13 protein-coding genes are annotated in these 24828 nt (G+C 50.1%); 5 read left to right on the top strand and 8 right to left on the bottom strand.

Annotated elements, in window-relative coordinates; all coding sequences use genetic code 11:
* Positions 1-14 precede the first annotated feature (14 nt).
* The 3 genes from ACTQZS_RS03015 to ACTQZS_RS03005 are packed head-to-tail and all read left to right on the top strand — an operon-like array spanning position 15 to position 8523.
* Positions 15-344, top strand: a complete 330-nt coding sequence (locus ACTQZS_RS03015) for a hypothetical protein (RefSeq protein WP_441474524.1) — start codon at positions 15-17, stop codon at positions 342-344.
* A complete protein-coding gene (locus tag ACTQZS_RS03010; RefSeq protein WP_441474523.1) occupies positions 341-931 on the top strand; it encodes a hypothetical protein in 591 nt (196 codons plus the stop codon). Before ACTQZS_RS03015 ends, ACTQZS_RS03010 begins: the two co-directional genes overlap by 4 nt.
* Before the next feature lie 20 nt (positions 932-951).
* Positions 952-8523: a type II secretion system protein gene (locus ACTQZS_RS03005; RefSeq protein ID WP_441474522.1), complete on the top strand. Its 7572-nt coding sequence runs from the start codon at positions 952-954 to the stop codon at positions 8521-8523.
* Positions 8524-8731: 208 nt separating this feature from the next.
* Here the strand turns inward: ACTQZS_RS03005 and ACTQZS_RS03000 are convergent, their stop codons facing one another.
* The 6 genes from ACTQZS_RS03000 to ACTQZS_RS02975 all read right to left on the bottom strand — a co-directional run bounded on the left by ACTQZS_RS03000 (position 8732) and on the right by ACTQZS_RS02975 (position 14990).
* A complete protein-coding gene (locus tag ACTQZS_RS03000; protein WP_441474521.1) occupies positions 8732-10189 on the bottom strand; it encodes a bifunctional folylpolyglutamate synthase/dihydrofolate synthase in 1458 nt (485 codons plus the stop codon).
* Positions 10190-10328: 139 nt separating this feature from the next.
* Complete coding sequence (folK, locus tag ACTQZS_RS02995; RefSeq protein ID WP_441474520.1) at positions 10329-11177, bottom strand: 2-amino-4-hydroxy-6-hydroxymethyldihydropteridine diphosphokinase; 849 nt, start codon at positions 11175-11177, stop codon at positions 10329-10331.
* Between the two features lie 101 nt (positions 11178-11278).
* Entirely contained in the window at positions 11279-12088 is an 810-nt protein-coding gene (folP, locus tag ACTQZS_RS02990) for a dihydropteroate synthase (RefSeq protein WP_441474559.1), read from the bottom strand.
* Positions 12089-12256: 168 nt separating this feature from the next.
* Positions 12257-12835 carry an HD domain-containing protein gene (locus ACTQZS_RS02985; RefSeq protein WP_441474519.1) on the bottom strand — a complete coding sequence of 193 codons (579 nt, stop codon included), beginning with the start codon at positions 12833-12835 and terminating at the stop codon, positions 12257-12259.
* Positions 12836-13009: 174 nt separating this feature from the next.
* Positions 13010-13567 carry a GTP cyclohydrolase I FolE gene (gene folE / locus ACTQZS_RS02980; RefSeq protein WP_441474518.1) on the bottom strand — a complete coding sequence of 186 codons (558 nt, stop codon included), beginning with the start codon at positions 13565-13567 and terminating at the stop codon, positions 13010-13012.
* Between the two features lie 490 nt (positions 13568-14057).
* A complete protein-coding gene (locus ACTQZS_RS02975; protein WP_441474517.1) occupies positions 14058-14990 on the bottom strand; it encodes a LysR family transcriptional regulator in 933 nt (310 codons plus the stop codon).
* 252 nt (positions 14991-15242) lie between these two features.
* Here ACTQZS_RS02975 and ACTQZS_RS02970 point away from each other — a divergent pair, with 252 nt between their 5' ends.
* Entirely contained in the window at positions 15243-16559 is a 1317-nt protein-coding gene (locus tag ACTQZS_RS02970; RefSeq protein WP_441474516.1) for a CapA family protein, read from the top strand.
* Between the two features lie 299 nt (positions 16560-16858).
* On the opposite strand, the gene ACTQZS_RS02965 is transcribed toward ACTQZS_RS02970, so the two are convergent.
* Both ACTQZS_RS02965 and ACTQZS_RS02960 read right to left on the bottom strand, forming a co-directional pair.
* On the bottom strand, positions 16859-18652 hold the full coding sequence (locus tag ACTQZS_RS02965; RefSeq protein WP_441474515.1) for an ABC transporter ATP-binding protein: 1794 nt from the start codon (positions 18650-18652) through the stop codon (positions 16859-16861).
* A gap of 1 nt (position 18653) precedes the next feature.
* Entirely contained in the window at positions 18654-20612 is a 1959-nt protein-coding gene (locus tag ACTQZS_RS02960; RefSeq protein ID WP_441474514.1) for an ABC transporter ATP-binding protein, read from the bottom strand.
* Positions 20613-21140: 528 nt separating this feature from the next.
* On the opposite strand from ACTQZS_RS02960, the gene ACTQZS_RS02955 reads away from it, so the two are divergent.
* Positions 21141-24821, top strand: a complete 3681-nt coding sequence (locus ACTQZS_RS02955) for an ABC transporter ATP-binding protein/permease (RefSeq protein WP_441474513.1) — start codon at positions 21141-21143, stop codon at positions 24819-24821.
* The last annotated feature ends 7 nt before the right edge of the window (positions 24822-24828 follow it).

Below are 24828 nucleotides of genomic sequence, written 5' to 3'. Positions count from 1 at the left end.
CGGACGCCATGCGTATGAGTTATTTCAGAAAGAAAATAGCGTCTCAGAAGGGGGAATCCATCACGGAAGTACTTGTTGCGGTGTTGATCACATCGTTAGCCGTGCTTGTTTTTGCAACGATGGTTTCTGCTTCCACTCGTATTATTCGAAGCGGTGAGAAAAAGATGAACAAATATTATGAGGATATTTCTGTGAATCCGAGGAATAATAGCAAGGAGAGCATTGCTTTCTCCGACGGCAATTCACACGACGCTCTCTCTGTAAACGGAGATTCCAAGAAGAGTGTTACCCTCTATAAAAATTCAGAAGGCACGGCTTTATTTTATACAGGTGATGAACCATGAAGATCAGGAATAATAAAGGATTCACGCTGACAGAGACTCTTCTGACGGTCATTTTGGTTCTTCTGATGACAGGGGCTGTCGCGGCGGGAATTTCAATCATGAACAGAACGATCCGTAGAATTCAGAACAAGGCAAATGCGGAGGTTTTGCTGTCTACGACATTGACACTGATCAGCAGCGACTTGAAAAACACGGTTGCGGTTGTGCTTGACGGGGAGAAGAAGGCAGAGGATGGCGGGGAAACCGTAAAGCTCCTTCAGATCAGAGAGAATGGAACAGACGCGTGGATTGGTATTGAGAATGACAGCAGTGCTGCCGGTTCCGATGCGGAAAATGGAGGTATTCGGAAGAAATATTACACGCAGACAGTGAATTTGAAAACCGGAGACCGCGAATATCAAGACACAAATATTTCGATTGGTTATGTGACGAAACAGGCCAAAACAGATACCTTGTATACGACGATTGGCAGCATCACGTACAGCAATCACGTCTTAACGATCCACGACCTGGAAGTAAAAAATACGAATGATGAAACACAGGCGAAGCTGGACTCCTTTTCGGTCGCTGCGCTGAAAATTGATTAGCTTCAGAGGTGTACTGTTTAATGAATAAAAAGAGAAAAAGAAAAAACAACAGAAAGGGAATGACACTGATTGAACTGCTGACGGTGATCCTGATTCTGGCAATCCTCGGAGCACTGACGACAGTGGCCGTTGTGAGGCACAGGAGAAACCTGAAGCTATATGAGATGGACAACACGGCCAAAGAGATTTTTGTCGCAGCACAGAATCATCTGAGCGTAATGAAGGTAGAAGGGCTGCTTCCGGAGTCCGGACAGGAAGAGGCAAAGGTCTGCCATCTGGTCTACAACGGGAAAAGTGCGTCTGTCATCAGCAGCAACAGTGAAAAAGATCTGTCTGATATCAGTGGAACCGGAGAAATGACAGATGCCGAAAATCTGGCTGCGGAGGAATGGGAAGAGATGCTGCCGCAGGGCGCGATTGATGAGACTATTCGTGTGAACGGAAGCTATATCATCAGCTATGATCCGGCAAATGCGGTGATCAAGGATGTGTTTTATTCAGATAAATACCAGTTCAGCAGCACTGATTTTATTAAAAATAATGGAAAAGTCACTTATTCTGAGGAATTGACAAAGGCGGAGACAGATAAGGACGTCAGGAAGCGTTTCAATAATACCAATGACGTCATCGGATATTACGGTGGAGCAAAAGCGGATTCTGTACCGGTAGAATCGCTTCATGAGCCTGTGGTTTCTGTACGCAACGGGGATCAGCTGAAGGTGGAGGTGGCGCTGAATGAGGCTGATGAAAATCGAAAGGATATCGGATCCGTACAGCTGATTGTTACCATCGGAAACAAGAAGAAGGTACTTGCGGGGAAAATTGCAGCAACTGCGTCTTTGGGTACGTCTGGCAGGAAGAACGCGCGAACCTGTACGTTCCTTTTGGACGATGTGACTGCCTCCGGTTCGGATCAGTCAACATCAAAGGAATTTGTGGATCTTTTCAAAGAAGAGCTCAAAGCGAAGGATTCCACATACAAGCTGGGTGAAGATATCTCCGTTCAGGCAGTGGTTCTTCCTGAAAATGCGGCGGTGGACGAGACCGGTACAAAGATTATTTCCTCGGGATGGTCCGAGAAGAAGACGGTAAATCCGCTTTTTGCCGGCGTCGAAGACAAAGCGGTCACGGGCGATAAGGCATCCACGGGCGGTAAAGATTCTTCAGAAGATGGTACTTCTGCAGAAGACCAGACTGCCAAAGGAGAAAAAATTGCTGTCATTTCCAGCTTCCGCCATCTGATCAATCTGCAGACGTTCAATGATTATAATAAAGTGAGAACGGGAAGTCAGAGCAAAAAGCTGTCCATTTCCTCTGCGAAGCAGATGTCAGATATGGACTGGGCTTCTTTTGTGAAAGATGGGAACGTCAGCAATCCGGATTATTCCTATGTCCCGCTGACACTGGATGAGGATTTTTCCTATGACGGACAGTATTATCGCATTGTGAATCTGAAGATAGGCAGTGTGGATGGAAGCAAGGGGACCGGAAGCGGTAAAGTCAGCGGTGACGATGTACCCAGCAGTGCAGCAAGCGTGTCCGATGGAGGAGATGGCGATCAGGCAGCCGGTCTGTTTGGATCGGTCAGTAAGCATCTGACTGTGCAGAATGTGGTTCTGGATGACTTTGATGTATATGGAAGCAATGCCGGAGCGCTTGTCGGCGAAGTGACGGAGGCGGGACAACTGACCGTCCGCGGCGTGCTTGCCCGTGCCTATGACAACAGCAGGCGTATTCACGGAACAGAGAATGCGGGTGGCCTGATCGGCCGAATCGTCGGGAGTGTAGATGCAGCAAATACAAACGGTTCGGAGATCTCTCTGTCTTCTGCTTCCGTATATGTGGAAGGCGGAACGAATGCGGGCGGCCTGATCGGATCCGCAGCCAATACAAAGATAAAAGACTGTTATACAGCCGGACATACAAGGAACGGCGAATATATACAGGAAACAACCGGCAATGATGTCCGCATGAATGTACAGGCGACAGGTAAAAATGGCATTGCAGGGGGACTTGTCGGCTCTTTTTCCGGGAGCTCGTCCTCTGTTTCCGCGTCTTATTCGACGGCGTCTGTCTATGGTAAGCTGGCCGGCACTCTGATCGGAAGCAGTGACAATGCTACTAAGATTGAAAATACGACAGTCTACGGCTCCGGGTTTGTCATGGATACCGATAAACAGCAGGTGACTGCTTTAATTGGGAACAATACAGGCTTGAATGGCTGTGACTATCGTTCCTTTAAACAGGGAGAACGAATCAGCTATCGGTATGATGCGATTGAAAATAAAGATGGGGAAAAGAGCACGATCATCGGTTTTGCGCTTCCCGGCATCCCGGATCTGGACAGCAGCCTGACAAGCGCAGATGCAGACGCGGTTCCGTTCTTTATCAGCAGTCATTTCGGGGACTGGAAGATTCTGGATCAGGTGAAAGAGAAGAAGATCTATTTTGTAGATTTCTATACCTATGATAGTGAAGGAAAGCTTGTACCCTACACAGATGATCCGATGGTTCGTTTCATACAACCGAAAACAAGGATTAACCGGCAGGGCGTCTTGGAAGGCGGATCCGCATATGTTCCGAAGGAAGCACCGGAAGGAAAGTTCATAGAGTCCATCGATTTTTATCTGACAGACACTGCCGTGGATAATCCTGATACGAAAAATCTCAGTGAGAATTTGAGAAACACTTATGATCCGAATGAGCCGGCCGGACATCAATATACGTACGCAAAAGACAATAACGGAACGGATAAAACCGATTTCTCAAATGTAAATAAAAATATTATCGCCGTGGTGAATCTGAAGGCAACGGATAAAATCGCCGGACGTGTGCAGCTGAAGGCTTCGTTTTTTAATACGAAGAATGATAAGGTAGAAAAAGAGAGAGTGCAGTCCATTGCATACCCGAAGGTTGTGGACGGCAAGGTTACACCAGTAGAGCCGGTTTATGCAGGATATACCTTTAAGGGGTGGTATTCGGATGAAAACTGCACGGAGAATAATAAACTTGATAAAGATAACTTCGGGAAGATACAGGTCAATAATACTCAGACCATTTACGCGCGATATGAGCAGAATCCCAGTACAACGAAAACCGTTGCATTTGTGCTGGAAGTGCAGGGAGTTAACGGGTCCGAGAACACCAGCCTGGGAACCATGCTGGCGCATACCGACTCCAATACACTGGGAAAGATACAATTAAGAAATTATAAGAATATTACCCCGAATGAGTTGTATCGATGGAATGGAAAGGACTGGGTGAAGGTTGAGAATCTAGGGTTTAGTTCCAACACCAATCCCGCAACACTGACGTTGAACGACGATCTGAGTTCGGCAGTGAGTTATCCAGATGCCGGCACAGATGCAGCGTATAAAATCGTCTATAGGGGAGACATGGTCTCATATAAGGTGCAGTATATCTTTCAGAATACGGAGAGTAAAGGGTTAAATTCTAATGCTTTTTATACTGCTTCCAAGGACGGCGCTTCTTACAGCATGACGCAGAGCGTGGACAAGCTGCTGTATAGTTCAAAGGCGGAAGATAGGTTTGTCATTGAGACAACGGAATCTACCGTCAAGGGAATGCTGGCGACCGCAAAGCCGCTGAATTTAATGGACGGCGATCAGGGAAAATTTATCCAGTCTAAAATCGAGGGCAACAATGTCGTTTTGAATGGGGACAAGAATGATTATACGATAAAGGTGTATTTTACCAGAAAGAGCTATTATCTGACCTATGATTTCCAGTCGGGAATCTACCAATACACGGATTCAGACGGAACAGAGGAAAGGACAGGCATGAAGGCCTCCGAGCTTCATATGTACGGAGAGACCTTCGATCTTCTGGATGATTCAGCAAATAAGGATGATTCTGCAAATATGAATGAATGTGTGCAGAAGACGGGATATAGTCTTGCGAAAGATAAGGAGTGGTATCTGGTCCCCGATAAGGCAGAGGATGCGGCAAATAGCTACGCAAGTCTTGCAGCAGATTCGTCTTATCCGTTAAATCTGGATTCGGGAAGTCTCAAAAGTTATAAAGGCTTTACTATGCCCGCTGAGAATGTTCATGTGGTGGCAAACTGGAAAAAGAATCCGGAGGCAACAGTCACCGTTGAGATTTTCAGACAGAATGTAAATCATGAATCTGAGAATTATGACTACTATACAACGATTGAGAATGTAGGGCCATTTTATACGTCTTCAAATGGTAATACAAATGCAAACAAAGTGCTGAATCTTAGCAATATCTTTAAATCTATATTGAGTTCTTCTTCAGAAAATGATAAAAAGCCTTCTGCTTCTCCACGGTATCGGACAAATGATTCAGATGAAAATTCTGATGGGACGAACAAATATCCGTCATACAATTTTTACGATTTTAATACGGAAAAAATTCAAAGTGAATTGAAAACAAAAACAGTCAATGCTGACGGCTCAACAGTCATTCAGCTTTATTATAATCGAGAGAAGGTCAACTTTGTCTTTGATTATGGGAAATATAAAGCGCCAGATGATGCTAAAGAAACAGAAGTAACTGTTAAGCCAGTTACCGTTTACAAGTTGACTAGAACAGAAAAGACTGAATCTTATAGTTACCAATATTTGGAACAAGACAGTAGTGGAAGTCGGTTAAAGTATATAACAGGGGATAGGGTATATTTAAACTCTGATGATGGAAAATATTACTATATGTCTGGAAACCACTATTATCCATACTATCCGATTGATGCAGCTGATGTCGTGCAGTATAGACGGATGAAGGGCTCATTTCAATATGTGCTGGTGGACCAGAATACCGATCCGGATGATGGTTATTTCTATTTTGCACCGGATTTAACCGTTGCTGATGACGTTTATACTTATAAAAATTATGACAACACGGAAACAACTGTGAATGATTACTACTATATTTATAATAGTATTTATTCAGTAATGACCGGTACCATCAGTAGAACGAGTGCAAATTATAAATGGGAGAAAATGGAAATTTCACCTAAATCGGGTGTAGATAACTGGATGAATGATGGGTGGTCATCATTTTTTGGTCACAGTATTTCAAATGAAGATAATGATTATTATTTTACTGAGGATAATTACAAAACGCTAAAAGAAAATATATTAAGCAAGAATGTTCCTGAGCAACAGAAAATATTATGGTTGAATTATTATAAACTAAATTATCTTATTTTTGAGGATGTTCCAGATGGTAGTTACTGGAATCAGAACGGAAAGTTAGTAAACAAGCATATTGTATCTTGGACCGGTCTTTATGAGGAACCATTAGATAACTATTCTTATCGATGGGATTCGGACTATTCCTGGCGTTATAATAACGGTGACAAAATGCGTATTACTTTCCTGACGCAGTTTTCAACAAGCAATGATGACGGTTCCAATCCTTATATGGATTCTAATAATACGGTTTATTTTATAAATGAAGAAAAGAAACCTGGAGATTATAAAATCTATCATTGCCTGCAAAAACTGCCGGATAGTTCCGATGAAAATAATAATTTAGAGTTTGAAATTTCGAATGACTATACTCAAAAAACGGGAAGCAGTACCTTCTATCTGACAAATAAATTCCTTGGTTTTTCTGTTTATGGTTACAATCGCAATTTCGAAAGCAAGACAATTAATACGATTGCCGGACAAAGTGACCCAAGTGCGAGTGTTGGATATTATGATGGTAATCTATATGTCTATCACGTTCGCAACACCTATCATATTTATGTGGAAAACACAGGCCTGAATTCGCGACCGGATTTCCCGAAGCTGTACCAGCAGGCGGTGCAGAAAATTGATGTTTCGTCATTCAAAAACAATCCTCCTTCAAGTGTGGGCAGTGATTATGTCTTTACTGGTTTGTATGACTCGGCTGCAACAGATGGAACAGCTACAAGGATCTTCGATGAAAATGGTAATATTGATTCGGATTATCTAAAGGCACATTCTTCAGACGACGGATATGTTGTACAAGCGCATGATATGCAGCTCTTTGCCCACTGGGAAGCTCCGAAGGTGAAGGTATTCTTCAATCTGAGTGGCAGCAGCGAGGAGTTGAAGGATCTGGAAGCATGCGAAAACGCAGTGAAACAGGCGGGAAATTCCGTTACGCTTGTTGCAAGTGACAGTGAAAAGAGTCTCTATAATGTCTATCATGTAACGGATGAGCTGTACTATGTGGAAATGTCCCAGGATACGGCGACGCTTGACACTGCGGTTAAGGCGATGGCGTCATTGACGAAAAATCTTACCACATCGGATGCTGACGGGAATACCTATGAGTTTGGCGCGTGGTCGACGGCGAAGGATTCCATGCAGGAATATATCGCTTCGTCCGCTGTCATTGACGACTTTGTGCTGTATCCGCATTGGAAGCAGACGGCCGGTACAGCGAAAATTCAGATCAACGTGGTCGGCGCTGACGGAAGTTCTCTGCTCAGTGATCTGGACAAGGATGGCTGGACAGAAGATAAGAATACCAATACCTGGAAAAAGGATAACTGGGAATTTGATACAAATCAGAATATCCTTTACTGGAAGGGAACGATGCACACGTCCGGAGTAATCGAAGCACCTGCGATCAAGGGGTATACGCCTTACGTCTCTTCACAGACAATAAACGATATCACTCCGGTGAGCGATCCGATTACCTTCACGTATACCAGTAGCGGGAATGTCTGGACCTACAAGGTAAATTATGTTGCGGATTTTGGAAGCAACATGAGATGGACAATCAAATCGGAGACACATTCTTCGGAAAACGCCAGTGAGATGGTGACTGCAGATTTGAATCTCGAGGGATATTACCTGAAAGGAATTCTGAGTGAGGATGGAAAAAATACTGTAGATCCTTCCGCCTATAAGATCCTTTCCCGGAATGTTGGAGGCGATGATGATCAGAAGGATTCTGTGCCGACGGTGACATTTGTGTACGAGGTTATGAAAGATGAGGTGTTCAGACTGACCGGAGGCAGTAAGCTGTATGACGGAAAGTCATGCGAGGCAAAGGTTACATATATCGGCGAAGGCAGCGGCATGTTTGCCGGACTTTCGAGGAAAACGGTCATCGAATATTCTGAGGATGGTAAGAGCTGGACAACGGATGCGCCGGTATACGCCGGAAGCTATCTGGTACGGGCAAGTGTTATCTTCCAAGATAAAGACGGAAAGGAGTATACGGTCTGGACCGATGCGTCAGATTCCTCCGATCAAAAGGTAAATATTATTCCGCGCTCCGTATTTCTGGAATCTGCTAGCTACGTATTCGCACAACAGGACAATCAAGTCACTTACCGGAATACAACGGTAAGAGTACGGGGCGATGGTTTCCTTAAGGGAGATGGTGTTAAGATTCATAATCCGACTTCCGTTTCAAAAGGTACCAGTGCTCTGGATCCGAATAATTATTTTACGTATACATTCGTTACTACTGATACAAAGACTCAGGCTTACTACGAGCGCAATTACAATATCCAAAGAGTATTTGGAACGCTCAGAGTTCAAAGCGAAGCGGATTCTACTGTGAATACGGAGTGGGGAACGCCGAAAACAGCCGAGAATTTTACGCTTAGCGGAACCTGAAAAATAACCGTCTTATATAAGGCAGAAAAAGGAAGGCCTGTCACACCATGGCAAGATGTGGCAGGTCTTCTGTCTGATATCAGGTTCAGGAATGGCTGTACAGGTTCAGGAATTGCTGTAAATGATGAGTGGTAGAATACAGTAAGAATGTAATTATACAGTATAAATGTAATGGTTCATCATGAGCGTAAGAATACAGAGAGAGATTTTATTTAGTCGCTGTAAAGTCTGTCTTCAGATGCTCCCGTATTCTTCCCACATAGTACAGGGATCCGAAGGAGCAGATGACGTCGTCCTTCCTGCAATTTTTGAGTGCTTTGTCTGTGGCTTCTTCGATGGAACCGCAGGCTTCGGCTGTGTATCCGGCCTCCCGGAGTTCACGGGCGAGCTGTTCGGGATCGAGGGCTCTGGGGTTCGGCACGGGTACGGTGTAGAATTGTTTTGCAAGGGGACCGACGATATCGATGACCCTGTGGTAGTCTTTGTCTGCGAGGATGCCCATGAGGAAGGTGATTTTCTGACCCGGGAAGTAGCGGGTGAGACTTTCCCGGAGCATTGCGGCGCCTTCCGGATTATGCCCGCCGTCTACGATGACGGCGGGATTTTTGTGCATGAGCTCGAATCTTCCGTGCCATACGGTGTGCTTCAGTCCCTTTCGGACAGCGTCTTCCGTGATCGGATAGCCTTTTTGCCGGAGAATTTCGGCTGCGGCGACGGCCATGGAGGTGTTTGCGCACTGGTAGGAGCCGAGGAGCGGGATGAAGAGATCCCGGATCGTTGTTCCTGATGCTGAGGTGTTATCTGTAGAGATTTCGGATACTGATGTTCCGAGTACTGATGTTTCGCGTACTGATGTTTCAGATCCGGAAGATGCGGGAAGAGACATTTCAGATAAGGAGGTTTGCGGATCCGCTTCGAGCGTTAGATCAAAGATCTGTCCCTGCAGGGAATATTCCCGCGCTTCCCGGCAGACGTTTACCCGGTGAAGGCGGGCTTTTTTTTCTCTGCATACGGCTTCGAAGACCTGATCGGCCTCCGGCTTCTGGGGATAGAGGAGAACGTCGGTGCCTTCCTTGATGATGCCGGCCTTCTGAAAGGCAATTTCGCGGAGTGTGCGGCCGAGAATTTCAGTGTGGTCCATACTGATGGTCATGATGACGGCGGCTTCCGGGGAGGGGATGACATTTGTGGCATCGAGGAGACCGCCCATTCCGGTCTCGAGGACGACGATATCGCAGTTCTGTTCGTGAAAATAGAGGAACATCACTGCGACCAGGATCTCGAACTGAGTGGGCTGCGGTTTTCCGTCTCTGAGGTTCTGCTGAATCTGTGACGCGACGCGGGTCAGGATTGCTGCGAAGGCTTCCTCGGGGATGTCGTGTCCGTTGATGCGGAACTGTTCGGTGAAATGCTCGATGGCGGGGGAGTTAAAGCTTCCGGTTCGAAGGCCGCTCTCGATGAGAATCTGCGAGAGAAAGGCGGAGGCGGAGCCTTTTCCGTTTGTTCCGGCGATGTGAACGAAGCGGAGCTGTTTCTCCGGATTTCCCAGTGATTCCATCAGTGTCCGCATTGCTCCGAGTTCGTAGGCGACGGTGCCGCTTACCACGTCCTTCGGTGAAAATTTCGGGACGCTGTCGAGATATTCCATAGATTCTCTGAAATTCATCTTGTCTCCTCTATTTATTAATCGGGATCTTGTCGGAAACCGGTCTTTTTCTTCAAAATGCCTGACGGAATTCACTATTTCTGTAAAGTGAGATGCATGATTGCGCATCTGTTTTTTTCGTTACGAAGGAGCAAATTCCTCACGATATTTGTGTCTGTTTTTCCAGGTTCCGGAGCATCTGCGCCATGGTCAGGTGTGTGACCGGATGGCTCCACCACGGCGCGATTTCTGCCATGGGCCGAAGGACAAAGTCCCGGTTTGCCATGTCGGGGTGCGGGATGTTGAGACGTTCCGTTCCGATGATTTCCTGATCGTAGAAGAGGATATCCACGTCGAGGGTGCGGGGACCCCAGTGGATCCTGCGGACTCGCTGTGCTTCCTGTTCGAGGGAGGCGCAGAGATCGAGCAGCTCTTCCGGTGTGAGAAGAGTGCGGATCATGCAGGCACCGTTGAGGAAGGGATCCTGGTCGGTGTAGCCGTAGGGAGCCGTCTCTATGAAGGAGGAGACCTTCAGGAGACGGTTCTTTTTTTCATTTTTTATACCGTTCACGGCGAGATCGAGCATCGCCTTCCGGTCACCCATATTGGAGCCGAGCGCGAGGAAGGCGGTGTGCCAGCCGCGGTGGATCCGGACGGAGACCTGGTCGAGCGGAAGACCGATGGGTGCCCAGGGCTTATGGATCTCGAGGGTGATTTCCCGGAGAAGACCTTCGTATTTTACGAGAAGGTGTTCCGCAAGCTGTTCGGCGCAGGCCTCGATCAGCTGGAAGCGGCGGTCTGTCAAAAAAACCGTGATCTCGTGGCAGACCTCTCCGTAGTTAATGGTGTTCTCGAGATTGTCGGTGAGGCCGGGCTTCCGGATATCGGTGCAGAGCACCGCGGATACGGTAAATTTCTGACCGAGCACAGCTTCCTCTTTGTAGACGCCGTGCTTTGCGAATACCGTTAAATTGTCGATTCGGATTTCGTCATGGCTGGTTAAATGCATCGTTTCTTTTCCTTCTGTTTTTATGTTCGGCTTTTTATCTGTGAGTGAAGCCTCACACGACAAAAGTCACGAGTGTGCGGCAGCGGCGCAAGGCGGTACAGTTAGAGGGTCTGCAGGATCTTTTCCGTCATGCGGATGGCCCGGGCGTTTTCCCTGACATCATGGACGCGGACGAAGCCGGCGCCTTTCATGACACCGATGACGCTTGTGGCGATGGTTCCCTCCACACGCTCGGACGCGGGCAGATCCAGGGTCAGACCAATCATGGATTTCCGGGATGTGCCGAGAAGATACGGGTAGCCGAGATCCTTCAGAAGCTCCAGATGGTTCATCAGCTTCAGGTTCTGCTCGTAGGATTTGGCGAAGCCGATGCCGGGGTCCAGAATGATCCGGTCATCCGCCACGCCGGCTCTTTTCGCGATTGCGACGGATTCCCTGAGATCATCCAGAACATTCTGCAGATAATCGGTGTAGTCGGTGTTGTCCCGGTTGTGCATCAGGCAGCAGGCGACGCCGGACGAGGCGATAACGGAAGCCATTTCGGGGTCATATTTGCAGCCCCAGATATCGTTGATCAGATCGACGCCCTCCGCAAGACCTGCTTTTGCAACGGCGCTCTTGTAGGTGTCGAGGGAGATCGGGATATCGAAGCGGCTGTGAATTGCCTCGATGACGGGGGCAACGCGGTCAATCTCCTCCTGGTCCGGAAGCTTTGTGTATCCGGGACGGGTGGATTCTCCGCCGACATCGATGATGTCAGCTCCCTCTGCGATCATCTGTTCTGTGTGTTTCATTGCCGTGTCCAGGTGATTCCATTTTCCGCCGTCGGAGAAGGAATCCGGTGTGACATTCAGGATTCCCATGATATAGCAGTGCTTGTCCGGCTCAAAGGTGCGTGTGCCGATTTTTATGGTGTGCACTGCTTTGCCGGCGGAAGCTGCCGGGGCTTCGATGGCTTCTGTACGTGGTGTTTCTGATTTGCTCATGATCAAGTACCTCTACTTTCTTTTTGGATGTCTGTTATCTTTCAGGCCTGCGAGACCGGCAAAACCGGGCAGAGGAGCAGGCGGCTGGAACCGTCATATCTCCGGTGTCCGGTTTTTGCGTTCCTCCGGCCAGTTGCACTCCTTGCGGGCGTTACATATATAGCACGGACGGGATTTTTTATCTGCAGCGTACATAATCTGTGCAAATCGGTTTTGGATAGCTTCGGAATATTCTGCCTTTTCCGAAACAAGGGCCGGATCGCTTCCGGCAGTCAAGGCTGCGTGTAATCTGTGACTGCCGATGGCATACAGGATCAGGCCGGTTTCGGCTGCGGTATAGCCGCAGTCCGCAAGAATCGGGCCGGCGATCTGTAAGCCGGCAAGATCATGAGGAGTGCCATCCTCATACTGGCGCGCTCTTCCGATGTCATGGAGCAGAGCAGCCGCATAGATCAGATCATTTCTTACCGGAAGATTCTCCCGGAGGCAGAGGATCTGCATGATTCTTGCGGTATCGAGAAGGTGCTGCCAGTCGTGACGGCAGAAAACGCGGTCCTTCTCGAGGTGCTGTGTTTTTTCCAGTTCCAGGCGGAACTCCGGGTGCTCCATGATTCTGCGGACACGGTCCGGCTGTTCCGGATGCTGGCTGTTCTCACTGGTATGTGGGGACATGAGTGCCTCCATAATTCTGTGTGGTACCTGAGGCTGATCTGCTGCATGCCTCAGGTTTTTTTCGGAAGCCTCAAAGCTATATGCAACAGACTTCAGGCTCTGTCCATGAAATCGTAAGGCTATCTGCCAGCAGACTTCAGACATCATCCTGACAGGCAGCAAGTGACGGATTGCTCAGGTGCGGATCATGGCGAGCACGCGGTCTACAAGAGCTGGATCTTTCCCGAATGCTCCCTTGCAGACATAGGTCATGGTCCGGGTGCCGGGTTTCTTGATCCCGCGCATGGACATGCACAGATGCTCTGCCTCGATGACAACCATGACACCACGGGCGTCCAGATTTTCCATCACAGCGGTCGCGATCTGATCCGTCAGTTTCTCCTGGATCTGGGCGCGGCGGGCATATGCCTCAACGGTACGGGCAAGCTTGCTGAGTCCTGCGACCTTTCCGTTCGGCAGATAAGCGATGTGCACGTTACCGAAGAAGGGGAGCAGATGATGCTCGCAGACTGAGTAGAAATGAATGTCCTTCTCGAGAACCAGGTTGTCGGCGGGACTGGAGAATGTGACGGAGAGCGCTTTTTTTGCCGCCTCGTCTGTACCCGAAAAAATCTCCTCGCACATCCTCGCGATGCGGTCGGGCGTACCCTTGAGGCCCTCTCTGTCAGGATCCTCGCCAATTCCCTCAAGAAACAGGCGCACAGCCTGTTCTACCTTCACCTTGTCAATCATAATAAGATAAAACCTCCAATTCAATGAAACGCGGGCTGCGTTTTCTCGCTGTAGCAGCCGGCATGACGCATGCGCAGGAGATAAAAAGGCAAAAAAAACAGGACCGCAAGGTTACAGGTCCCGTAATAAAGTCCAGCAACGGGATGGACTGAAATATCGCAGCCATGCATTTCCAGTAGACGTCATGCTTTTACAAGTGCCATATACTGTCTAAGGCCGGCAATTCGTTTCCCACTCATCTCCCGTGCAGTGGAAACACTACGCATTTCAATCCTGCTTTGCCTATGGAATTATATTAGTACAGACTGGGGGTAAAATCAATGATAACCTGCCGGTTTGTGTGATGATAACCCGCCGGTTTGTGTGATGAGCATAACCTGCCGTTTGTGTGATGAGAAAAGAACCGGATCCGGCAGGCATACATGACGTACTGAATAAGTTACAGTTGATATTTCATTCGACCGCATACATGTACGTTACAGTTGATATTTCATCCGGCTGCATACATGAGATAGCCGGTAAAGTCGGTGATCAGTGCGGAGGGCTGTCGCTCTTTTGGAGCAGCGAACAGGATTGAGGTCCGCAGTTCTTCCGAGTCGATGGTCATTGTCCGGATTCCGTCGGGGAGTGCGGGCCGGAGTGATTCCGGGAACAGGCACACGGCACACCCGCTGCTGCACCAGAGCAATGATGTTCTGGCGTCGTCACAGATACTGAAATAATCCGGTGTGAGATGCTGCGCGGTGAATTGTTCATGAATCAGATCATAGTACCTGCGGTAAACGGAGAGCGGATAGCGAGAGAGCTCTGAGAGAGAGATCTTTCCGGAATTTCCGGAAATGGATTCTTCCGGGGATTTAGCGGTTGGGGATTCTGCGGCTGCGAATTCTGCATCTCTTGCTTTTCGCGGGCTCCACTGTGCAGGGAATCCTGCAAGCATCGGTTCGGTGCGAATCAGGCGGCAGTTGAACTCCTCCACGGGAAAGGGAGTCCGGAGAACGGCACCCTCAATCACGCCCGTGTCAAGCAGGTGGCGGAGTTCGAAGGTGGAGCCGTCATACAGCTGGTAGTGGACATCTGGATGGTCTGTTGCAAAACGTTTCAGTACGGGCTGGATGATGGAGACGGTTGTGGATGTCATCCCAAGATACAGCGTCTGCCCCTTGCCGGCCCGGATCGTGTCCCTTGCCGCATTATCGGCCATTTCAAGGATGCGGGTAACCCGCGTATAAAAAATATGGCCCGCCTTGGTCAGCCGGATGTGGCGGGCACCTCTTTCAAAGAGCTGAACGCCAAGTTCGTTTTCCAGCATCTTCATCTGATAGCTGACCGGCGGCTGTGCGACATGAAGCCTCCTCGCCGCTTCACTGATGCTGCCCGCGTCTGCAACCGCCTGAAAATATTCCATCTGTTTCAGATCCATGTCCGAGACCTCACTTGCAAATTTCTTTAAATACTATATCACAGCCAGAGTGGAGAAGAAAGAATCACAGTAAATGAAAGGCTTTTCATCACGATGATTTGCATATATACTTGTATAAAGCGAGTCGCAATGTTCCTGGCCCACGGGGAGCTTGTTCACCAGCGGGCAAGAACATTAGCGACGACAACGACGGTCGCCTGTTAGCGGCACGGAAGCTGCGAATATTATTTTCAAATGTGGGGGATTATGGTTATGGATGACGGGAGAAGGAACCGTGACACAAAGCCAGGTGCGCGGCGGGATTCACGGCGGGACATTTCCGGCATGACGGAGGAAGAGATTCGCGCGAGAAAGAGGCGGATGGCGGCGAGACGGCGCCGGCAGGCACAGGTGCGGAGAAGGAAGCGGATACTGGCCTGCTGTGCGGGCGGAGGAGTTCTGCTTGTGGTTATCATCGCTGCGGCGTTTCACGCAGGCGGTCCCTCGAAGAATGGAGGAGGAAAGACTGCATCCGGTGAGACGCTGGAAGCGGTGACCGCCTCCAGTTCGGAAGCTGCGGAGGCAGCATCCGCGAAGATCAAGCCGACAGACCTGAAGATGACTTTTACCGGAGATGTAATCCTCGGGACAGATGAGTATTTTGATTACAGTACCAGCATGAATGCGTACTACGACCTGAACGGCCCGGATTATTTCCTGAAGAATGTAAAGGATATCTTCAGCAAGGATGATCTTACCGTTATCAATTTTGAGGGGACGCTGACCAACGAGACTGCCAGGGTTGCTAATCAGTTCGCCTTCAAGGCTCCGCCGGAATATGTGAACATCATCAACAAGGAGTCGATTGAGGCCGCAAACGTGGCCAATAATCATAGCCATGATTACGGCGAGAAGAGCTTTACGGATACCGTAAACACGCTGAAGGAAAATCACATTGAGCCTTTTGGCTATGACGATACTGCCGTGATTGAGGTAAAGGGCGTGAAGGTCGGTCTGTTCGGAATCTACGAGCTGGACGAGTATGACGGCGTGGCACCTCAGGTTACCGCAGATATCAACAAGTTGAAAAAGGAAGGTGCGGATGTAATTATCGCCGTCTTCCACTGGGGCAATGAGCTGGAAAGCTGCCCGGATCAGTATCAGGTGAAGCTCGGGCATCAGGCGATCGACGAGGGAGCGGATCTCGTGGTCGGCCATCATCCGCATGTGATACAGGGAATTGAGTACTATAAGGGAAAGACCATCGCTTATTCCCTCGGAAATTTCTGCTTCGGAGGCAATTATCATCCGACCGAAATCGATACGATGATTTTCCAGACGACCATCTCGGTGGACGAAAACGCAAGGATGACAGGTTCTGCAATCAATATCATTCCCTGTCTGGAGTCCACGACCTGGGAGTACAACGATTATGTTCCCACGCCGCTGACAGGGGCGGATGCGCAGTCTGTGATTGATAAGCTGGACGAGCGAAGCCGGGAGATAGCGTCCACGTATCAGACAGATACGGTGTATGACAGTACCGACACTTCTGGGGGAAATACTGTGAGTTCAAGCAGTGTCGGATGAATAACTGTGCGTTCAGGCAGGGTCAGACGAGTACATGATCCATGACGCTGATCAAATATAGAACGGATAGTAGAAGAATATAGTAAAAAAATATAGTAAAAAAATATAGCAGAAAAAATTTAGTAGAAAAATATAGTAAATAGACCCCTGATGAGAACATCAAATCTCGTACAGGGGTCTTTGTTAATTTACGTGTACAAAGGGGAGTATCCGGCAACAGTAAAGTCAGATGCCGCATCCAGCTTCTTTATTTACGTTCACAGGAGCATATGCGGCCGCAACGGGGTCAGATACAATATTCAGCTTCTCTCAAACTGCGCGTGGTAGAGCCTGCTGTAGAAGCCGTTCTTTGCGAGCAGCTGTTCGTGATTGCCCTGCTCGATGATGTGGCCGTCACGCATGACGAGGATTTCATCGGCGTCCCGGATGGTGGAGAGACGGTGCGCGACCACGAAGCTGGTCCGTCCCTTCATCATTTCATCAAAGGCCTTCTGGATACGGATCTCGGTGAGCGTATCGATGGAGGAGGTCGCCTCGTCAAGGATCAGGATCGGCGGGAGGTTCAGCATGACTCTGGCGATGCAGAGGAGCTGCTTCTGTCCCGCGGAAAGGTTTCCTCCGTTTTCCTCGATTTCCGTGTCGTAGCCGTTGGGCATGCGGAGGATGAAGCTGTGGGCGTAGGCCTTTTTCGCCGCTGCGACGACTTCCTCATCGGTGGCGTCGGGTTTACCGTACGCGATGTTCTCCCGGATTGTTCCGGCCTTCAGCCAGGTGTCCTGGAGAACCATTCCGTAGTTGTCGCGGAGACTCAGTCGGCGGATCCTGCGGATATCGGTTCCGTCCACGGAGATGGAACCGCTGTTTACGTCGTAGAAACGCATGAGCAGGTTGATGATGGTGGTTTTGCCGCAGCCGGTCGGGCCGACGATGGCAATTCGTCTGCCGGGCGCGACATCTACGTTGAGATTTTCGATCAGCGGATGGTCCGGCGTATAGGAGAAGGCGACATTTTTGATCTGAACGGCGCCCTTTGCGTGTTCGATGGAAATGGCGTCCGGATCGTCCGCTGGTTCCGGCTCCTCATCGAGCATCTCAAACACGCGGCCCGCGGATGCGACGGAGTTCTGGAATTCTGTGATCACGTTCGTGATATCGTTGAACGGTTGGCTGTACTGCTTGACATAGGCGAGGAAGCTGGTCAGCTTTCCGATCGTCAGCAGCGAGGAGCCGATGGGCGACAGGAAGCAGAGCAGACATCCGGCGATGACCACGCCGTTGTAGATCAGGGTGTTGAGAAACCTTGTCGTCGGATTGGTCAGGGACGAGTAGAAGGTGGCTTTCATGCTGTTCTCGCCGAGTTCCCGGCTGCGCTTTTCGAATTCTTTCAGGGCGGCCGCCTCGTGACCGAAGGTCTGGACGACGGTCAGATTCCCGATCATCTCGTTGGTCAGCGTCGTCAGGTTTCCTCTGGATTCCGATTGCTTTTTAAAGAAACGGAAGGAACGGTCGGAGATGAATTTTGCGGCAAAAAATGTCAGCGGCGTCAGAACGGCGACGATGAGGGTGATCAGTGGCTGAAGTGTCAGCATGAAGATAATCGTTCCCACGATGGTTACGATACCGGTAAACAGGTTGGTGAATCCGAGCAGAATTCCATCGGAGAGCTGCTCGACATCTGTGATGACACGGCTGATCAGATCGCCGGTGGGATGCGCGTCAATGTAGGAGAGCGGCAGGCTGTGAATCTTGTGAAAGGCCTCCTTGCGCAGATCCCGAACGATCAGGTACGTGATTTTGTTGTTGATGTGATTCATGGTCCACTGGGCAGCTGCTGTCACTGCGATGCAGATGACGATTCTGCGGATGATGCGGAACAGACCCGCGAAATCGACATGTCCCTTTGAGACGATCAGATCCACACCGTTACCGATGAAGATGGGGATCAGCAGGGTCAGAGCGACAGACAGAACGGCCAGGACCAGGGACAGGATCACAAATCCCATGTAGGGTTTCACGTAGCTGATGATCCGCAGGAGAGTGTTCTTGCGCATCGCTTTTTTCGCGTTTTTCGGATCTTTTGTGCTTGTTGTCATTTTATTCACATCCCTTCTGGGTGGAGTCGCTCTCATCCTGTGTCTTTTGATTGGCTGCTGTCGCGTCCGCAGTTTTTCGATTGCCAGCTGTCGCGTCTGGCGCCTTTCGATTGGCTGCTGTCGCGTCCGCAGTCTTTCGATTGCCAGCTGTCGTGTCTGGCGCCTTTCGATTGGCTGCTGCCGCGTCCGTGTTCTTCCGGCTGCCTTCGTTCTCAAGTGGTCCCTTCAGATCTCGCTCAATTTCATCCGGTGTCATCTGTGACTGGCAGATGTCCCGGTATATGCTGCAGTTTTTCAGAAGCTCAAAGTGGTTCCCGCTTCCGGCCAGCCTTCCGTCAGCGAGAACCAGAATCTGGTCGGCGCTCCGGATGGTGCTGACACGCTGAGAGACGAGAATGACGGTCCGTCTGGAGATGTCGTTGTGGATGGCCTTCCGCAGCTTTGCGTCGGTGGCAAAGTCGAGGGCAGAAGCGCTGTCGTCCAGGATCAGGATCTGCGGGTCCCGCACCACGGCGCGGGCGATGGTCAGGCGCTGTTTCTGGCCGCCGGAGAGATTTCGCCCCTCCTGTTCGATCGGAAGATCGAGGCCCTCTCCCTTCTTGTCTACAAATTCTCTGGCCTGGGCGATATCGAGCGCCTTGTAGATCTGTTCGTCTGTGGCGTCGTCATTTCCCCATTTCATATTGTCGCGAAGGGTTCCCTGAAAGAGTACAGCCTTCTGAGGAACGACGCCGATGCTGGAGCGGAGATCCTTTTCGCGGATGTCGCGGACGTTCTTCCCGTTCAGGAACACCGATCCGGAGTCCGTGTCGTAGAATCGCGGAAGAAGATTGATCAGTGTGCTCTTTCCGGCACCGGTTCCGCCGATGATGCCGAGGGTGGAGCCTGCGTCCGCGTGAAAGCTGATGTCATCGAGCGCGGGGGAGGAGCCTTCCTGATAGGTAAAGGTGACGTGATCGAAGTCGATGGAGGCACCGTCTGCTCCGACAGGGAAATCAACCGTGCCGTCTGCCCGTGTATTCTGCATCCGGAAGACATCGTCCACGCGGTTCATGGATGCGGCTGCCCGGGAGAGCAGGATGATAAGATTGGCGAGCTTCACCAGCTCGGTGAGAATCTGTGTCATATAGTTGACCAGGGCGGTGATGCTTCCCTGTGTCAGGGCGCCGGTATTGACTCTTTTGCCGCCGATCCAGAGAATAGCGACGATGCCGAGGTTGATGACGACATAGGTCATGGGATTCAGAAGCGCGGATATTTTTCCAACGTGGACCTGTTTCTGATAAAGCCGTTCGGTTTCGCTGTCGAACGAGGAGGTCTCCCGCTTCTGCTGGTTGAACGCGCGGACGACGCGGACGCCCTGCAGATTCTCACGGGTCTTCCGGAGAATCCTGTCGAGCTGCGCCTGTACCTTGCGGTTCAGAGGCATCGTGATGAGAATGATCGACAAGATGATAAAGAGCAGTACCGGGATGACGATGGCAAAGCTGACGGCTGTCGGGACATCGACGGTAAAGGCAAGGATCATGGCGCCGAAAACGACGAAGGGTGAACGCAGAAAGAGACGGAGGAACATGTTGACGCCGTTCTGAACGGTGTTGATGTCACTCGTCATCCGTGTGATCAGAGTAGAGGTCCCGATGCTGTCAATTTGCTTCCAGGAAAGTGTCTGGATATGTGCGTAGAGGTCATTGCGCATCATCGTTGAGGTGCTGGTGGCGACCTTTGCGGCAAAATACTGCGCGGTGATTGCGGATGCGAGGCCGATGAATCCGAGTATGATCAGCAGGATTCCGTTGTGAATGATGTAAGAGACATCGCGGTTGGCGATTCCGACATCGATCATCCTTGCGACGATCAGCGGAACGATCAGTTCAAAGGTTGCTTCCAGCATCTTGAAAAGCGGGGCGCAGATGGTCTCCGCCAGATGCCGTTTCAGATAAGACCAGAGTCGTTTCATGAAATGAGTCCTTTCTATAAATAATGAAATAACAATTAAATGAGTCAATCTGTCCCGGCTGTAATGATTGAGTCCATTTATCAGACGCTGCACGATTTTGCGCCTTACAGGCGACAGGACTTATGCTGTATAGAAGTGTACGCCGGAAGTATAGAAAACACAAATACGAAATCTTTTGAATAACCATATAAGAATTGTATATGTGATCGAATTTTGACAAATAAAAAATATAGAAATGAATTCGCAGCTCTGTTTCCGGATAACATCAGGTCTGGATTTTTTGCACAAGATCATTGCGTTTCGAAGTGGTTTTGCATAAAATGACCGTATTGCCGTATCAGGCACGATTCAAATGGTGGCACCGAAGCCCGGCGGATTCCTGCCGCTGCGCTTGCCGGATATTGCCGTTTATGTAAATTGCGGCTTTGTAGCAGGGGGAGTTTGCCAGGGGAGGGCTTGCCGGACGTTGCCGTTTATGTAAATTGTGGCTTGGCAGCAGGGCCGTTTATTAAGGGAGAAATTGATTTTATGCTTCAGATAAAAAATATCAGCAAGGAGTACCGGACCGGCGATCTGGTCCAGAAAGCGCTGGATCATGTGAGTCTGGATCTGCGGGACAGTGAGTTTGTGGCTGTTCTCGGACCGAGTGGATCCGGAAAGACAACATTATTAAATATTGTGGGAGGACTGGACCGCTATGACAGCGGAGATCTGGTGATCAACGGAATTTCCACGAAGAAATACAGGGACAGGGACTGGGATTCCTACCGGAATCACACGATCGGTTTTGTCTTCCAGAGCTACAACCTGATCATGCACCAGAGTGTGCTTGCCAACGTAGAGCTGGCACTGTCCATTTCGGGCGTCTCCGGAAATGAGAGGCGGGAGAGATCTATGGAGGCGCTCCGCCGGGTCGGACTTGCCGGGCAGGAGCACAAGAAACCGTCACAGCTTTCCGGAGGACAGATGCAGCGGGTGGCAATCGCAAGAGCGCTTGTCAACGATCCGGACATTGTGCTGGCGGATGAACCCACCGGCGCGCTTGACACGGAGACGAGCGTTCAGGTGATGGATATTCTGAAGGAGGTCGCAAGGGACCGGCTCGTTGTTATGGTGACGCATAATCCGGATCTGGCGCAGAAGTATGCCACCCGGATTGTAACCATCAAGGACGGGCGGATTTTGTCCGACACCAATCCGCCGGATATTGGCAGAGAAGAGGAACCGGCGGTTCACCGGAACATGGGAAAAGCCGCCATGTCTTTTCTGACCGCGCTTACCTTAAGCGGCAACAATCTCCGGACAAAGAAGGCGAGGACATTGCTCGTTTCCTTCGCGGGATCCATCGGAATCATCGGCATTGCGCTGATCCTTGCGCTGTCGAGCGGCGCGAACCGATTTATACAGACACAGGAGGCAGAGACGCTTGCGATGTATCCGCTTCAGATTGAGAAGACCGGATATGATCTGACCTCCATGATGAAGAGCATGGGCGGTGATCCGGGATCTATGTTTGGATCAGACGGCACAAAGACCTATACCGACGCGGTCGGTGTGGATGAAACGGCGGGAAGGCTGCTGAAGGATGTAAGCACAAACGATCTGGGGGCTCTGAAAAGCTATCTGGACAGCAGGGAAAGTGGAATTCAGAAGTATGTGAATGCCATCGAGTACAACTATGGAATCACGCCGCAGATCTATACTCTGGAGGATGGCACAGCCGAACAGCTGAATCCGAATCATCTGTTCGATTCCCTTTCTTCTGACAATATGGGAAATATGGACATCGCCGGGATGATGACCGGTTCTCTTAGCGTGAACCTTTTCAGCAAGCTTCCGACGTCGAAAGAGCTTTATCAGGAATCCTATGATCTGAAGGCGGGACACTGGCCGGAAAAAGATACTGATCTGACTCTGGTTCTGAATTCAAGCGGTGAGGTCAGCGATGTGATCCTCTATGCCCTGGGGCTTCGGGACCGGAAGGAGCTGGAGAAGCGAATTGAGAATTTTGCGGACGGAAAGAAGGATGATACGAAGGTGGTTGCAGGGGAAACGTCTGACAGCGGGGCAGAAGACGTAAGCGGGTCCGTGGTTTCCTCTGGTTCGGATCGCGCCGTACAGGACAGCAGCACAGAAAGCGCGGAATCTGTCTATGCCTATGATGATTTTCTCGGTAAGAGTTTTCGGCTGGTGAATGCCTGTGACTATTATACCCGTGATGATACATACAATGTCTGGACCGACCAGAGCGGCGACAGGGATTTTGTGAAAAAACTTGCGGAGAACGGGAAGAAACTAACGATCACGGGAATCGTACAGCCGAAGAAGGAAACAATGTCAGAGGCTCTGAGTACTGGGATCGCTTACTCGCCGCTGCTGGAGGAAGAACTGATGAAGGCGGCCGCTCAAAGTGAGGTCGTAAAGGATCAGCTGAAGAATCCGGAGGTCAATGTACTGACAGGCAAGAAGTTCTCCGAGGAGAACGCCTCTTCCGATCTGGATTTAAGCAAGCTTTTTTCCATCGACGGCGACGCGCTTCAGAAGGCATTTTCCTCGAAGGCAGAATCGATCTCACCGGACAGTCTGGATCTGAACAAAATTCTTCAGAACCTGAATCTTCAGAATCTGGATTTCAGCAATCTGAATCTGGAGGAAAGCCTTGACCCGTCGGCAATGCAGAACGCGATGCCGGATCTTGGCAGTGTGGACCTTGCGGGTCTTCTCTCCAGGGTTCAGGTGCATGTGACCGGGGAACAGCTTCAGAGTCTCTTTCAGGAGGCGACGAAGGGATATCTGGAAAGCATCTCGAAGGACCCTTCCACCGACTATACGAAGCTTGGCAGCGCATTCGCGGAATATCTTCAGTCGGAGACGGGGAGGGCCGCGGTTCAGTCGGAAATGCAGAAGATTCTCGATGCCAACAAGGAAAATCTCATTACCCGGGACGATGTGGTACAGATGGCATCTGAGATTTTTGAAGGATATTCGGAATATGCACAGAAGAATCTGCCCGATGATCCCCTGAGTCCGGACGGTTTCCGAAGCTGGCTGTCCTCTCCGGATGCGGAGGAAACCGTTGGAAAAGCCTTTTCCGTTATCACAGACAAGCTCAGCCGCTTTACGGTGACAGACGGGGATGCAGCTTCCATGACGGAGACGCTTTCGAAGAGCTATGACGAGTGGGCGGGTGAACATGACGCACCGCAGCTGTCTAAGGCAGCGGATTCTTTTGCTGCCTATCTGCAGTCCGAGGATGCGCAGAAGCTTCTTCAGAATGCGGCGGGGCAGATGATTGATGTAAGCGGGCTTCAGAGCGCCCTCTCGGATACACTTCAGAGTACGGTCAGCGCGCTGATTCAGGCGGTTACCGCGCAGATCGAAGGCGCGCTCACATCGGCGATGACGCAAATGACCGGACAGCTTCAGCAGGCGCTCTCGCAGGCGCTTGGTCAGACCGTCAGCGCGATCTCCGGTAATATGGAGAAAATGTTCCAGATCGATCCGGACCAGCTGGCATCTGCCTTTCGGGCGAACATGGACGCCGGACAGCTGCAGAAACTGATGAGTTCTATGATGCAGGGCAACAGCAGCTCTCTGGAGAACAATCTGTCTTCTCTTGGTTATGCCGATCCTGCCGAGCCCTCCGAAATCAATATTTATCCAAAGGATTTCAAGGCAAAAAATGAGGTCGTGAATCTCCTGACCTCTTACAATAAGCAGATGGAGAAGAAGGGCGAGGACAGCAAGGTGATCACCTACACGGATATGGTTACTGCCATGATGTCGTCCGTCACAAAAATCATTGACACTATCAGCTATGTCCTGATCGCTTTTGTCGCGATCTCGCTGGTTGTTTCTTCGATTATGATTGGGGTTATTACCTATATCAGTGTGCTGGAGCGGAGGAAGGAGATCGGAATCCTGCGGGCGATGGGCGCATCGCGTCACAACGTGGCGCAGGTGTTCAATGCCGAAACCTTCATCACAGGTATTCTGGCCGGGGGCATCGGTGTCGGCGTCACATTGCTGCTGACGATCCCGATCAATGCACTGATTGTTCATGTGACCGGTCAGGAGATACATGCGGCACTGCCGCCGGCAGCGGCGCTGATGCTGATCGCGCTCAGTGTGGCGCTGACCATGTTTGCCGGTCTGATTCCGTCCCGGAAGGCATCCAGAAGTGATCCGGTGACGGCACTGCGAAGCTGATTTACTG

Origin of the sequence: Bilifractor sp. LCP19S3_H10 (assembly GCF_052119185.1) — a bacterium.
Lineage (GTDB): Bacteria > Bacillota > Clostridia > Lachnospirales > Lachnospiraceae > Bilifractor.
This window is presented reverse-complemented; position numbering and strand designations above follow the sequence as displayed.